The sequence below is a fragment of the Streptomyces sp. Q2 genome, from assembly GCF_056820935.1.
Genome location: NZ_JBXEJE010000005.1, coordinates 1 through 14,244, shown reverse-complemented (window position 1 = coordinate 14,244; position 14,244 = coordinate 1). Strand labels below are relative to the sequence as shown.

Annotated in this window: 12 protein-coding genes; 2 read left to right on the top strand and 10 right to left on the bottom strand. The window is 70.8% G+C overall.

Annotated features, from left to right (window positions below):
- Positions 1–96: 96 nt before the first annotated feature.
- Both ACWBNA_RS07125 and ACWBNA_RS07120 read right to left on the bottom strand, forming a co-directional pair.
- Positions 97–1,440, bottom strand: a complete 1,344-nt coding sequence (locus tag ACWBNA_RS07125) for an MFS transporter (RefSeq protein ID WP_482703362.1) — start codon at positions 1,438–1,440, stop codon at positions 97–99.
- Between the two features lie 228 nt (positions 1,441–1,668).
- Positions 1,669–2,334, bottom strand: coding sequence for a TetR/AcrR family transcriptional regulator (locus tag ACWBNA_RS07120; RefSeq protein ID WP_482703361.1), 666 nt, complete (start codon positions 2,332–2,334; stop codon positions 1,669–1,671).
- 159 nt (positions 2,335–2,493) lie between these two features.
- Between ACWBNA_RS07120 and ACWBNA_RS07115 the strand changes: the two genes are divergently transcribed.
- The gene (locus ACWBNA_RS07115) at positions 2,494–3,372 is read left to right on the top strand and encodes a shikimate dehydrogenase (protein ID WP_482703549.1); all 879 of its coding nucleotides are present in this window, start codon (positions 2,494–2,496) and stop codon (positions 3,370–3,372) included.
- Positions 3,373–3,404: 32 nt separating this feature from the next.
- Complete coding sequence (locus tag ACWBNA_RS07110) at positions 3,405–5,216, top strand: bifunctional sugar phosphate isomerase/epimerase/4-hydroxyphenylpyruvate dioxygenase family protein (protein WP_482703360.1); 1,812 nt, start codon at positions 3,405–3,407, stop codon at positions 5,214–5,216.
- Here ACWBNA_RS07110 and ACWBNA_RS07105 read toward each other — a convergent pair.
- From ACWBNA_RS07105 to ACWBNA_RS07070, 8 genes are all read right to left on the bottom strand, one after another.
- Positions 5,203–6,666 carry a membrane-associated oxidoreductase gene (locus tag ACWBNA_RS07105; RefSeq protein WP_482703359.1) on the bottom strand — a complete coding sequence of 488 codons (1,464 nt, stop codon included), beginning with the start codon at positions 6,664–6,666 and terminating at the stop codon, positions 5,203–5,205. The genes ACWBNA_RS07110 and ACWBNA_RS07105 overlap by 14 nt on opposite strands.
- A gap of 171 nt (positions 6,667–6,837) precedes the next feature.
- The gene (locus ACWBNA_RS07100) at positions 6,838–7,425 is read right to left on the bottom strand and encodes a histidine phosphatase family protein (protein ID WP_482703358.1); all 588 of its coding nucleotides are present in this window, start codon (positions 7,423–7,425) and stop codon (positions 6,838–6,840) included.
- A gap of 8 nt (positions 7,426–7,433) precedes the next feature.
- Positions 7,434–8,312, bottom strand: coding sequence for a phosphogluconate dehydrogenase (NAD(+)-dependent, decarboxylating) (gene gnd / locus ACWBNA_RS07095; protein WP_482703357.1), 879 nt, complete (start codon positions 8,310–8,312; stop codon positions 7,434–7,436).
- Between the two features lie 6 nt (positions 8,313–8,318).
- The gene (pgi, locus tag ACWBNA_RS07090) at positions 8,319–10,001 is read right to left on the bottom strand and encodes a glucose-6-phosphate isomerase (RefSeq protein ID WP_482703356.1); all 1,683 of its coding nucleotides are present in this window, start codon (positions 9,999–10,001) and stop codon (positions 8,319–8,321) included.
- Complete coding sequence (gene opcA, locus ACWBNA_RS07085) at positions 9,994–10,929, bottom strand: glucose-6-phosphate dehydrogenase assembly protein OpcA (RefSeq protein WP_482703355.1); 936 nt, start codon at positions 10,927–10,929, stop codon at positions 9,994–9,996. Before opcA ends, pgi begins: the two co-directional genes overlap by 8 nt.
- Positions 10,926–12,569, bottom strand: coding sequence for a glucose-6-phosphate dehydrogenase (zwf, locus tag ACWBNA_RS07080; RefSeq protein ID WP_482703354.1), 1,644 nt, complete (start codon positions 12,567–12,569; stop codon positions 10,926–10,928). The genes opcA and zwf overlap by 4 nt, the downstream gene beginning before the upstream one ends.
- Positions 12,566–13,711 (bottom strand): transaldolase, encoded by a 1,146-nt coding sequence (tal, locus tag ACWBNA_RS07075; RefSeq protein WP_482703353.1) that lies wholly within the window; start codon positions 13,709–13,711, stop codon positions 12,566–12,568. The genes zwf and tal overlap by 4 nt, the downstream gene beginning before the upstream one ends.
- 19 nt (positions 13,712–13,730) lie before the next feature.
- Positions 13,731–14,244 (bottom strand): transketolase-like TK C-terminal-containing protein (locus ACWBNA_RS07070; protein ID WP_482703352.1); only part of this gene is annotated, 514 nt, incomplete at its 5' end.

The window sequence follows — 14,244 nt, the reverse complement described above, 5'->3', positions numbered from 1 at the left end:
GGTGCGTCCCAGGTACCGGCGTGCCGCCCGGAAGCCCGCACACGGCCTGTCCCCGGAGCCAGGCGTGGCTCCGGGGACAGGTGGAAGGCGGCGGGATCAGGCAGTCACCTTCTCCGGCTGGTGCGCCCGCCGCGGTGCGCGTTCGCCGAGCCGCTCCGTCGGGATCCCGTGGGTCTCGCGGGCCGTGAGGGCGGCGATGACCGGAGGGACGCACAGGGCGGCGGTGAACAGGGCCACCGAGGACCAGTCGTCGCCGTCCGGGCCGGCGATCTGGGCGGCGAAGGTGACCGCGAAGCCGGCCACGGCGAAGCCGATCTGGGTGCCGATGGCCATGCCGGACAGGCGGACGCGGGTGGAGAACATCTCGCCGTAGAAGGAGGGCCAGACGCCGTTCGCGGCGCTGTAGACGACACCGAAGGTGACGATGCCGAGGATCAGGGTCAGCGCGTAGGAGCCCGTGGAGATGGCCCACAGGTACAGGAACATCATCACCGCGCTGCCTATGGCGCCCACCAGGAAGACCGGGCGGCGGCCGATGCGGTCCGACAGGGTGGCCCACAAGGGGATCGCGGCGAGCGCGACGAGGTTGGCGAGCGCGCCCACCCACAGCATGGAGGAGCGGCTCATGCCGACCGAGTCGCTGGTCGCGTACGACAGCGCCCACACGGTGAAGATCGTGCTGACCGAGGCGATGAGGGCGCCCGCGACGACCCGCAGGACGTCCGCCCAGTGCTCACGCATCAAGATCGCCAGCGGCATCCTGACGACGCCTTCCGCGGCGGTCTGCTGGGCGAAGGCCGGGGTCTCCTCCAGCTTGCGGCGGATGACGAAGCCGACCACGGCGACCGCGACGCTCATCCAGAACGGCACCCGCCAGCCCCAGGACAGCAGCTGGTCGTCGGGCAGCGCGGCGACGGGGATGAAGACCAGCGTGGCGAGCAGCTGGCCGCCCTGGGTGCCGCTCAGGGTGAAGCTGGTGAAGAAGCCGCGCCGCTGTGACGGCGCGTGCTCCAGTGACATGGAGTTGGCGCTGGCCTGCTCACCGGCCGCCGAGATGCCCTGCAGGACGCGGCACAGGACGAGCAGCACGGGGGCGAGGGTGCCGACCTGGTCGCGGGTGGGCAGGCAGCCGATCAGGAACGTCGACAGGCCCATCAGGATCAGCGTGAAGACCATGATCTTCTTGCGTCCGAGCTTGTCGCCGAAGTGTCCGAGGAAGAGCGCGCCGACCGGGCGGGCCGCGTACGCGACGCCGAACGTGGCCAGGGACAGCAGGGTCGCGGTGGCCGGGTCGGACTCGTCGAAGAAGACCTCGGGGAAGATCAGCGCTGCCGCGCTGCCGTAGATGAAGAAGTCGTAGTACTCCAGGGCGCTGCCGATCCAGGCGGCCGTGGCGGCCTTCTTCGGCTGGCCGGGCGGTGCGGCGGCGGGGACGGACACGGCGTGCTCCTTCGGGGGAACTCCACCACAGTGGAGTGAGCGGAGGGGAGAGGGGCGGATGCCGGATCTTCGGCTAATTAACCCACTGGGTAGTTAGTGGCGGTGGGTGGGATGTTGCGCCGACGTTTCCCACGTGTCAAGAGGTGGTGCCGAAGGATCTTCCTGTCCGGTGGGGTCCCCGATCCGCCGCCGACCGCCGCTCCAGGTCCCGCGCCGGGGCGGGCGCCCTCAGTCCGCCGCACGCTCCGCCGTCAGGTAGGCGATGACCATGTCGCCGAGCATCGCGCGGTAGTGCTCGCGCTGGGCCGGGTCGATCAGGTCGCGGCCGAACAGGGCGCCGAAGGTGTGCCGGTTGGCGACCCGGAAGAAGCAGAACGCGCTGATCATCGCGTGCAGGTCGACGGCGTCCACGTCGGCCGTGAAGAGCCCGGACCTCTGCCCCTGCTCCAGGATTCGGCGGATCACGTCGAGGGCCGGCGAGCTGATCTTGCCGAGCTTCTCGGAGGCGGCGATGTGCACGGCCTCGTGGATGTTCTCGATGCTCACCAGGCGGATGAAGTCGGGGTGCTGCTCGTGGTGGTCGAAGGTGACCTCCGCCAGGCGCCGGATGGCGGCGACCGGGTCCAGGTGTTCGACGTCCAGGCCCTGCTCGGCCTCGCGGATGACGGCGTACGCCCGCTCGAGAACGGCTGTGAACAGCTGTTCCTTGCCGCCGAAGTAGTAGTAGATCATTCGCTTGGTGGTGCGGGTGCGGGCCGCGATCTCGTCCACGCGGGCCCCGGCGAAGCCGGCCCGGGCGAACTCCTGGGTCGCCACGTCGAGAATCTCGGCCTGGGTGCGCGCGGCGTCACGGATGCGCCCGCCTGTTCGTGCCGGTTCTTCGACGCTGGTCATCGGGTTCCTTCGGGCTACGGGGCAGTGCCGCAGATTGTAGAAGGAGCCCGGCCGCGAAGGACGCCGATCATCGGTCAGGGGCTTCCCGGCGGCCCGTGATGCTGATATAGCTAACGTACTAGTTCGTACATTAGTGAGCCGCTCAGGAGGTCCCGCGTGGTGCCCAAGGACTCGTATCTCGTCGGTCTGATCGGTTCCGGTATCGGTCCCTCGCTCAGTCCCGCGCTGCACGAGCGGGAGGCCGACCGCCAGGGTCTGCGGTATCTGTACCGGCTCATCGACATCGATGCCCTCGGGGTGCCGCCCGAGGCGGTGGGCGATCTGGTGCGGGCCGCCCGCGACCTGGGCTTCGACGGGCTCAACATCACGCACCCCTGCAAGCAGCAGGTCATCCGGCACCTGGACACCCTCGCCCCGCAGGCCGAGGCGCTGGGCGCGGTCAACACCGTCGTCTTCGGGCAGGACGGGCGGGCTGTCGGCCACAACACCGACGTCACCGGCTTCGCCGCCTCCTTCGCGCGCGGTCTGCCCGACGCGCCGCTGGAGCGGGTCGTACAGCTGGGCGCGGGCGGTGCGGGCGCGGCCGTCGCGCACGCCATGCTCACCCTGGGCGCCGAGCGGGTCACGGTCGTGGACGCGATGCCCGAGCGGGCGGCCGCTCTCTCCGACTCCCTGAACCGCCATTTCGGCGAGGGCCGGGCGCCGGCCGCCACCCCCGACCGCCTGGCGGACCTGCTCGCACGGGCCGACGGCCTCGTCCACGCCACCCCCACCGGCATGGCCGCCCACCCCGGCCTGCCCTTCCCCGCCGCACTCCTCCACCCGGGCCTGTGGGTCGCCGAGGTGGTCTACCGCCCGCTGGAGACCGAGCTGCTGCGTACCGCGCGGGCGCTCGGCTGCGCCACGCTCGACGGCGGCGGTATGGCCGTCTTCCAGGCGGCGGACGCCTTCCGCCTGTTCACCGGCCGGGAACCCGACAGCGCGCGCATGCTCGCGGACATCGCGGAGCTGGCCGGCGCCGTACCGGCACCGAAGTAGTCCCGGGCGTCACGGAAGACAGAGGTACCGACATGCGCACGTCCATCGCCACCGTCTCCCTCAGCGGATCCCTCACCGAGAAGCTCACGGCCGCCTCCCGGGCCGGCTTCGACGGCGTCGAGATCTTCGAGAACGACCTGCTCGCCAGTCCCCTCACCCCGGAGGAGATCCGGGCCCGCTGCGCCGACCTGGGCCTCACCATCGACCTCTACCAGCCGATGCGCGACATCGAGGCGGTGCCCGAGGACGAGTTCGCCCGCAACCTGCGCCGCGCCCGGCGCAAGTTCGAGCTGATGCGCAGGCTCGGCGCCGACACCGTCCTCGTCTGCTCCAGCGTCAGTCCGCTCGCCGTGGACGACGACGCCCTCGCCGCCGCACACCTGTCCCAACTGGCCGACCTAGCCGAGGACTTCGGCATCCGCGTCGCCTACGAGGCGCTCGCGTGGGGCCGTCACGTCAGCACGTACGACCACGCCTGGCGCATCGTCGAGACCGCCGGCCACCCGGCGCTCGGCACCTGCCTGGACAGCTTCCACATCCTCTCCCGCGGCTGCGACCCGAAGGACATCGAAGGCATTGCGGACATCCCCGGCGAGAAGATCTTCTTCCTCCAGCTGGCCGACGCCCCGCTGCTCGCGATGGACGTCCTGCAGTGGAGCCGCCACTACCGCTGCTTCCCCGGACAGGGCGGCTTCGACGTCGCCGGGCTGGTCCGCAGTGTTCTGCATACGGGATACGGCGGTCCGCTCTCCCTCGAAGTCTTCAACGACGTCTTCCGCCAGGCCGAGGCCGGCCCCACGGCCGTGGACGCCCGGCGCTCCCTCCTCGTCCTCCAGGAGACGGTGGGCGTCGAAGCACCGCCCGCCTCGGTCGCCCCCACGGGCGTTGCCTTCGCCGAACTCGTGACCCCCGACGCCGAGCCGCTGTCGGCGCTGCTCGGCGCCCTTGGTTTCGCCCGCACGGCACGGCACCGCAGGAAGCCGGTCGACCTGTGGGAGCAGGGCGAGGCCCGTCTCCTGGTCAACACCGGGACAGCCGTACGACGGGACGGCACCGGACTCGCCGCGATCGGGCTGGAGACACCTGACCCGGCCGCCGCCGCCCGCCGCGCCGAGGCCCTGCTGGCCCCGGTCCTGCCCCGCCGCCGCGCCCTGGCGGACGCCCAGCTCGACGCGGTGCTCGCCCCCGACGGCACGGAACTGTTCTTCTGTGCCACGAACCGGCCCGAACTCCCCAACTGGCGCGCGGACTTCGAGGACACCGAGGCCGTTCCCGCCGTACCCGAGCCGCACGCGGCCCGCATCGACCACCTCGCCCTCACCCAGCCCTGGCACCACTTCGACGAGGCGACCCTCTTCCACCGCAGCGTGCTCGGACTGCAGGCGCAGGAGAGCGTGGACGTCGCCGACCCCTACGGCCTGATGCGCAGCCGCGCCGTCACCAACGACGACGGCAGCGTCCGTATCGCCCTCACCGTCGGCGCGGCACCCACCGACGACACGGTCCACGCCCAGCACATCGCGCTGGCCACCGACGACGTGGTCGCCGCGGCCCGCCGCCTTCTCGCGGCCGGCGGCCGGCTGCTGCCGATCCCCGCCAACTACTACGACGACCTGGCGGCCCGGTACGAGTTCGCCGCCGGCGAGCTGGAGACGTACCGGGAACTCGGCATCCTCTACGACCGCGACCCGCACGGCGAGTTCCGCCACTGCTACACGCCCACCGTCGGCCGCGTCTTCTTCGAACTGGTCCAGCGTGACGGCGGCTACCGCGGCTACGGCGCCCAGAACGCCCCCGTCCGGCTCGCCGCCCAGCACGCGGTGCGCCGGTTCACTGGCGGCTGACGGTCCGGGTCACGCCGGCGAAGACCGTCGTGGCCAGGATCCAGCCGGCGATCACCAAAGCGTACGACAGCGTCTGGTACAGGCCCTCCGGGGCGAAGGCGCCCTCCTGGCCGAAGGAGATCACCGGCAGCAGCAGGTCGAGCGTGTAGAACACCGGGTCGAAGTGCGGGGCCTCGGACGGCTTGAGCGGGCGCGGGTGGTGCAGCGCGTAGGCGACCGAGCCGATCGCGAGCAGCGACAGCAGCCACCCGCAGGCCCGCAGCGGGCGGAAGCCGTAGCCGACGGTGGCGTCCTGGACGTGGCCCCACAGGCGGCCGTACCAGGGGAGCGTGATGCGGTGCCGGCGCTGCTTGGCCAGCTGTACGAGCCGGGCGGCGCGGTCGTCGCCGATCCGCAGATAGGCGGCGCTCAACTGCTCGTAGGCGTGCGGGACATAGCCCTCGCCGTCGCGGTCCAGCATCGCCAGGCGGCGTTCGGCGGGCTCGTGCGGGGTGAGCGTGGTGTACACGAGGCTGCTCAGCAGCACCTCGTCGGGCACGACCTCCGGTTCGAGGAACAGGACGTCGATCTGGGCGCGGCGCAGATTCAGGGTGCCGTCCATGCGGGGGCTCTTGCGCAGCCAGAGTTCGCCGATGGTGCAACTGCTGGCCCGCAGGGCCGCGTCGCCGGGATTGGAGAGGGTCGCGTGCGACAGGTCGAGCCGGCCCGCGACCCGGGCGCCCCGCAGCCCGATCCAGCCCCGCACCCGCGCGTTCCGCATCAGGAGGTCGCCCTCCACGGTGAGGGTCTCGGCGTCGAGGGCGTGGTGGCCGGGACGGGTGAGCCGGGCCTCGTTCAGGTTGGCCGACCCGGCGATGTTCGCACCGTTGAGCCGCATCTCGCCGTCGATCCGCAGGCCGGGCGCCCACAGGTCGTCGTCGATGGTCACCTGGTTCAGCTGGAGCATGGGCTCCGAGCCGTCCGCGGAGGTGAGGTGCGCGCGGTCCAGGAACAGCGCCCCCGATATCTGGGCGCCGCCGAGCCGGACCGGTCCGCTCAGCCGGCAGTCCGTCATCCGCAGGACGCCCTCCACGTGCATGGTGGCCGCGGTCAGCCCCGGCAGCACGGACCAGCTGAGGTTCAGCTGGCGCAGCCGGGCGCCGTACAGCAGGGGGGCGTCCTCGAAGAGGCAGTGGCTCAGCCGTACGGCGTGATCGCTCGTCCCGTACCGCAGGTCGAGTACGCCGGTGACGCGGGCGCCCGACAGTTTCAGGGCGGGTATCTCCCCGTCCTCCTGAGGGCCGTTGAGCAGCAGCGACCGCAACACGGCCGCCCGGACGGTGCGTTCGGGTCCCCAGTCGGCGCCGTCCGCGACGTCCTCGTCCTCCGCCGTACGGAAGTTCACGGACTCGCCCCGGGGAAACGCCCGCCACACCCGCAGTTCGGCCGGCGTCAAGTTGTCGATCTCCATCAGCCGCGACTCTGACGTGCCGCTCGCCGGGTGTCAACCGGCCTTGACCGGTTCATGGTTCGGGGTCTCTCGGCGGCCACGGCCCGGGCCACTCACGTCAACGCCCTCGCGCCGCCGAGGGTTCGAGCGAGGTCGAAGACGTGCAGTGGCCCGGGCCGTCACACGAAGCCCTTACGGCCTGGTGTTCCACTCGGCGATCACCGGTCGGCCGTGTTCTGAGGACAGTCGGCTGACGGTTGCCGTCGCCAGCTGGAACAGCCGGCCGTCCGCGGGATCCAGTCCCAGCCGACGTGCCGTCAGCACGCGCAGGAAGTGGGAGTGCGCCACGAGGAGGACATCCCCCTCAAGGAGCGCGGTGTCCACCCGGGCGAGCACCCGGTCGGCACGCAGCCCCACCTCGGCGGGCGACTCGCCCGGATGCCCGTCGGCACCGGGCGGCACGCCGTCGCTCCACAGGTACCAGTCGGGACGGGTGCGGTGGATGTCGACGGTGGTGACGCCCTCGTAGCCGCCGTAGTCCCATTCGTGCAGGTCGGGATCGACTACGACCCCGTTGACGCCCGCCAGTTCGGCGGTGCGTATCGCGCGGCCGAGCGGGCTCGTCAGCGCGAGAGCGAAGGTCCGCGACGAGAGGAGCGGAGCGAGGGACTTGGCCTGTTCCTCGCCGTGCTGGGTGAGGGGCAGGTCGGTCCAGCTGGTGTGCTGTCCCGACACGCTCCACTCCGTCTCACCGTGGCGGACCAGAAGAAGATCCCCCACGGCCGGACCTACTTCGCCGACTCGACGGCGTGGCCGCCGAACTGGTTGCGCAGGGCGGCGACCATCTTCATCTGCGGGGAGTCGTCCTGACGGGACGCGAACCGCGCGAACAGCGACGCCGTGATCGCCGGCAGCGGCACCGCGTTGTCGATGGCGGCCTCGACGGTCCAGCGGCCCTCGCCGGAGTCCTGCGCGAAGCCCTTCAGCTTCTCCAGGTGCTCGTCGTCGTCCAGGGCGTTGACGGCCAGGTCGAGGAGCCAGGAGCGGATGACGGTGCCCTCCTGCCAGGAGCGGAAGACCTCGCGCACGTCGGTGACGGAGTCCACCGCCTCCAGGAGCTCCCAGCCCTCGGCGTAGGCCTGCATCATGGCGTACTCGATGCCGTTGTGGACCATCTTGGAGAAGTGCCCGGCGCCGACCTTGCCGGCGTGGACGAACCCGGCGTCGCCCTCGGGCTTGAGCGCGTCGAAGATCGGCTGGATCCGGTCGACGTGCTCCTTGTCGCCGCCGACCATCAGGGCGTAGCCGTTCTTGAGGCCCCAGACGCCGCCGGAGACGCCGGCGTCGACGAAGCCGATGCCCTGGGCGCCGAGCTCGGCGGCGTGCTTCTCGTCGTCGGTCCAGCGGGAGTTGCCGCCGTCGACCACCGTGTCACCGGCGGACAGCAGGCCGCCGAGTTCGTCGACGACGGACTGGGTGGCGGCGCCGGCCGGGACCATCACCCAGACCGTGCGGGGGGCTTCGAGCTTGTCGACCAGTTCGGCCAGGCTGCTCACGTCGGAGACTTGGGGGTTGCGGTCGTAGCCGATGACGGTGTGGCCGGCGCGGCGGATCCGCTCGCGCATGTTGCCGCCCATCTTGCCGAGGCCGATGAGACCGAGCTGCATGTCAGTTCACTTCCTGAGATCGCGGTAGGTGGCCACGAGAGCGGCGGTGGAGGGGTCGAGACCGGGCACGTCGGCACCCTCGGTGAGGGCGGGCTCGACACGCTTGGCGAGGACCTTGCCGAGTTCGACGCCCCACTGGTCGAAGGAGTCGATGTTCCAGATCGCGCCCTGGACGAACACCTTGTGCTCGTAGAGGGCGATGAGCTGGCCGAGGACGGAGGGGGTGAGTTCCTTCGCCAGGATCGTGGTGGTGGGGTGGTTGCCCTGGAAGGTGCGGTGCGGCACCTGCTCCTCGGCGACGCCCTCCGCGCGCACCTCCTCGGCGGTCTTGCCGAAGGCGAGCGCCTGGCCCTGCGCGAACAGGTTGGCCATCAGGAGGTCGTGCTGCGCCTTGAGGTCGTCGCTCAGCTCGCCGACCGGGCGGGCGAAGCCGATCAGGTCGGCCGGGATGACCTTGGTGCCCTGGTGGATCAGCTGGTAGTAGGCGTGCTGCCCGTTGGTGCCGGGCGTGCCCCACACCACGGGGCCGGTCTGCCACTGGACCGGGTTGCCGTCGCGGTCCACCGACTTGCCGTTGGACTCCATGTCCAGCTGCTGGAGGTAGGCGGTGAACTTGGACAGGTAGTGGCTGTAGGGCAGGACCGCGTGCGACTGGGCGTCGAAGAAGTTGCCGTACCAGACGCCCAACAGGCCCAGGATCAGCGGGGCGTTGTCCTCGGCGGGCTCGTTGCGGAAGTGCTCGTCGACGATGCGGAAGCCGTCGAGCATCTCCACGAAGTGGTCCGGGCCGATGGCGATCATCAGGGACAGGCCGATGGCCGAGTCGAAGGAGTAGCGGCCGCCGACCCAGTCCCAGAACCGGAACATGTTGTCCGGGTCGATGCCGAACTCGGTGACCTTCCGGGCGTTCGTCGACAGGGCGACGAAGTGCTTCGCGACGGCCTTGTCCTCGCCGAGGCCGCCCGGGCCGTGCAGCAGCCAGGAGCGGGCCGCGGTGGCGTTGGTGATCGTCTCGATCGTGGTGAACGTCTTGGACGCGACGATGAACAGGGTCTCCGCCGGGTCAAGGTCGCGCAGCGCCTCGTGCAGGTCGGCGCCGTCCACGTTCGACACGAAGCGGAACGTCAACTCCCGTGCGGTGTAGGAACGCAGGGCCTCGTAGGCCATCGCGGGGCCCAGGTCGGAGCCGCCGATGCCGATGTTGACGACGTTCTTGATCCGCTTGCCGGTGTGGCCGGTCCACTCGCCGGAGCGGACGCGGCCCGCGAAGGAGGCCATCTGGTCGAGGACGGTGTGCACCTCGGGCACGACGTTCTCGCCGTCGACCTCGATCACCGCGTTCGCGGGGGCCCGCAGGGCGCTGTGCAGGACGGCGCGGTCCTCGGTGACGTTGATCTTCTCGCCGCGGAACATGGCGTCGCGCAGCCCGAACACGTCGGTGGCGGCGGCGAGTTCCCGCAGCAGGCCGAGGGTCTCGTCGGTGACCAGGTGCTTGGAGTAGTCGATGCGCAGGTCGCCGACGCGCACGACGTACCGCTCCGCGCGCCCGGGGTCCGTCGCGAACAGCTCACGCAGGTGCGGCTGCCACTGGGCGCGGTGGTCCTCCAGGGCCGCCCACTGCGGCCGCCGGGTGAGCGTCGGGGAGTCGGCGGGGGAGCCGGAAGGGGAGTCGGTGGGGGAGTCAGACATGGGCGGGGATCTCCTCGGTGGCCTCGCCCCGCAGGGCGACGGCGTACATCTCGTCCGCGTCGAGGCGCCTGAGCTCCTCGGCGATGAGTTCGGAGGTGGTGCGGACCTTCAGCGCGAGGGTGCGGGAGGGCTGGCCCGGCAGGGACAGCGTGGCCAGCGGGCCCTCGGGGCGGTCGATGACGATCTCGCCGTTCGCGGTGCCCAGGCGCACGGCCGTGACGACCGGTCCGGCGGTGACGACCCGGTCGACGGTGACGCCGAGGCGGGCCTCCAGCCAGCGGGCCAGGAGTTCGGCGGCCGGGTTCTCCTCCTCGGCCTCCACGGCCGCCGAGGTCACCTTCACCCGCGCCTGGTCCAGGGCCGCGGCCAGCATCGAACGCCACGGGGTGAGCCGGGTCCAGGCGAGGTCGGTGTCGCCGGGGGCGTAGGAGCGGATCCGTGCGTCCAGCACCTGGAGCGGGTTCTCCACCGCGTACAGGTCGGTGATCCGGCGCTGGGCGAGCGCGCCCAGCGGGTCCTTCGCCGGGTTCTGAGGCGCGTCCACCGGCCACCACACCACGACCGGCGCGTCCGGCAGCAGCAGCGGCAGGACGACGGAGTCGGCGTGGTCGGACACCTCGCCGTACGTCCGCAGGATGACCGTCTCGCCGGTGCCGGCGTCCGCGCCCACCCGCACCTCGGCGTCCAGGTGGGAGTTGGTGCGGTCGCGCGGGGTGCGGGCGTGGCGCTTGATGACGACCAGGGTGCGCGAGGGGTGCTCGTGCGAGGCCTCCTCGGCCGCCTTGATCGCGTCGTAGGCGTTCTCCTCGTCCGTGACGATCACCATCGTCAGGACCATGCCCACGGCGGGGGTGCCGATGGCCCGGCGGCCCTTCACCAACGCCTTGTTGATCTTGCTTGCCGTGGTGTCGGTCAGGTCGATCTTCATGGCCTGCGCCAGCTCCGTCCGTCTCGTGCGAGCATCTCGTCGGCTTCCTCGGGTCCCCAGCTGCCCGACGCGTACCGCGCCGGCCTGCCGTGGTTCGCCCAGTGTTCCTCGATCGGGTCGAGGATCTTCCAGGACTCTTCCACTTCCTGGTGACGGGGGAACAGGTTGGCGTCGCCCAGCAGGACATCCAGGATGAGCCGCTCGTACGCCTCCGGGCTGGACTCCGTGAACGACTCGCCGTACGCGAAGTCCATCGTCACGTCCCGGATCTCCATCGAGGTGCCCGGCACCTTCGACCCGAAGCGGACCGTCATGCCCTCGTCGGGCTGGACGCGGATCACGATCGCGTTCTGGCCCAGCTCCTCGGTGGCCGTGGAGTCGAAGGGGGAGTGCGGGGCCCGCTGGAAGACGACGGCGATCTCGGTGACGCGGCGGCCGAGCCGCTTGCCGGTCCTGAGATAGAAGGGCACCCCGGCCCAGCGGCGGTTGTCGACGTTCAGCCTGATGGCGGCGTACGTGTCCGTCGTGGAGGACTGGTCGATGCCGTCCTCGTCGAGGTAGCCGCGCACCTGCTCGCCGCCCTGCCAGGCCGCCGCGTACTGCCCGCGCACCGTGTGGGCGCCGATGTCCTCCGGCAGCTTCACGGCCTTGAGCACCTTCAGCTTCTCCATGAGCAGCGACTCGGCGTCGAAGGCGGCCGGCTCCTCCATCGCGGTCAGCGCCATGAGCTGGAGGAGGTGGTTCTGGATGACGTCACGGGCGGCGCCGATGCCGTCGTAGTAGCCGGCCCGGCCGCCGATGCCGATGTCCTCGGCCATGGTGATCTGTACGTGGTCGACGTAGGACCGGTTCCAGATCGGCTCGTACATCTGGTTGGCGAAGCGGAGCGCCAGGATGTTCTGGACGGTCTCCTTGCCGAGGTAGTGGTCGATGCGGAAGACCTGGTCCGGCTCGAACACGTCGTGCACGAGCGCGTTCAGCTCACGCGCGCTCTTCAGGTCGCGGCCGAACGGCTTCTCGATGACCGCGCGCCGCCAGGACCCCTCGGGGGCGTCGGCCAGCCCGTGCTTCTTCAGCTGGCGGACGACCTTCGGGAAGAACTTCGGCGGTACGGAGAGGTAGAAGGCGTAGTTGCCGCTCGTCCCGCGGGAGGCGTCCAGCTCGTCGACGGCGGACCGCAGCTGCTTGAACGCCGTGTCGTCGTCGAAGTCGCCCGGGATGAACCGCATGCCCTCGGCGAGCTGCTGCCAGACCTCCTCGCGGAACGGGGTGCGCGCGTGCTCGCGGACCGCGTCGTGCACGACCTGCGCGAAGTCCTGGTCCTCCCAGTCCCGGCGGGCGAACCCGAGGAGCGAGAAGCCCGGCGGGAGCATGCCGCGGTTGGCGAGGTCGTAGACCGCCGGCATCAGCTTCTTGCGGGACAGGTCGCCGGTGACACCGAAGATGACCAGACCGGACGGGCCGGCGATCCGGGGGAGGCGGCGGTCCTGGGGGTGGCGCAGCGGGTTGGACCAGTCGGCCGCGGGGAGGACCGGGACGGTCACCTCCGGCTTGGTCTGATCCGGCTTGGTCTGATCCGGCTTGGACTGCTCCGTCTTCGCCGTGTCCTGAGCCGTCGTTTCGGAAAGCTCCTCGCTCATTCTCCGTCAACCCCCTTGCTGTTCAGGGACTTCGTCACAGCGTTCAGCAGGTCCTGCCAGGCCGTCTCGAACTTGGCGACGCCCTCGTCCTCGAGCTGCCGCACGACCTGGTCGTAGGAGATCCCGAGGCCCTCCACGGCGGCCAGGTCGGCGCGGGCCTGCGCGTAGCCGCCGGTGACGGTGTCGCCGGTGATCCGTCCGTGGTCGGCGGTGGCGTTCAGCGTGGCTTCCGGCATCGTGTTGACCGTGCCGGGCGCGACCAGTTCGTCGACGTACAGCGTGTCCTTGTACGCGGGATCCTTCACACCGGTCGACGCCCACAGCGGACGCTGCTTGTTGGCCTTGGCACCTGCCAGGGACGTCCAGCGCTCACCGGCGAACACGGCCTCGTACGCCTCGTAGGCGAGCCGGGCGTTGGCGAGGGCGGCGCGACCCTTGAGGGACAGCGCCTCCGCCGTGCCGAGCACCGTCAGCCGCTTGTCGATCTCGGCGTCGACCCGGGAGACGAAGAAGGAGGCCACGGAGTGGATCCCGGACAGGTCCAGGCCCTTGGCCTGCGCCTTCTCCAGACCTGCGAGGTAGGCGTCCATGACCTCGCGGTAGCGCTCCAGGGAGAAGATCAGCGTGACGTTGACGCTGATGCCGGCGCCGACGACCTCGGTGATGGCGGGCAGGCCCGCCTTCGTCGCCGGGATCTTGATCATCACGTTCGGGCGGTCCACCAGCCAGGCGAGCTGCCTGGCCTCGGCGATGGTCGCCGTCGTGTCGTGGGCGAGGCGCGGGTCGACCTCGATGGAGACCCGGCCGTCACGGCCACCGGTCGCCTTGTATACAGGATGCAGGATATCGGCTGCGGCACGCACGTCGGCGGTCGTCAGCATACGGACGGCCTCGTCCACCGTGACGCCCCGCACCGCGAGGTCGGCGAGCTGCTCCTCGTATCCCTCCCCGGAACCGATGGCGGCCTGGAAGATCGACGGGTTGGTGGTGACGCCCACCACGTGCTGGCCGGCGACGAGTTCGGCGAGGTTGCCGGACTCGATGCGCCTTCGGGAGAGGTCGTCGAGCCAGATGGAGACGCCCTCGTCGGACAGGCGCCTGAGTGCTCCCGCGGTCGCGGTCGCTTCGGTCACTTTGATCATCTTCTTTCGGGCGATCGGATCAACCACGCGCGGCGGCGAGCGATGCGCGGGCCGTTGCGGCGACGTTCTCGGCGGTGAAGCCGTACTCGGCGAACAGGGTCTTCGCGTCGGCGGAGGCACCGAAGTGTTCGAGGGAGACGATGCGCCCGGCGTCGCCCACGAACCGGTACCACGTCAGGCCGATGCCGGCCTCGACCGCGACGCGGGCCTTCACGGACGGCGGCAGGACGCTCTCGCGGTACTCCCGCGGCTGCTCCTCGAACCACTCCACGGACGGCATCGACACCACCCGGGTGCCGACCCCCTCGGCCTCCAACTGCTCGCGCGCCTCGACGGCCACGTGCACCTCGGAACCGGTCGCGATCAGGATCACCTCGGGAGTCCCCGTGGAGGCATCGAAGAGGACGTAACCGCCGCGAGCGGCAGCCGGGTTCGGCGCGTACGTCGGCACGCCCTGGCGGGTGAGCGCGAGGCCGTGCGGGGCGGGGTTGGTGGCGTGCCGCTTGAGGATCTCGGCCCAGGCGATCGCGGTC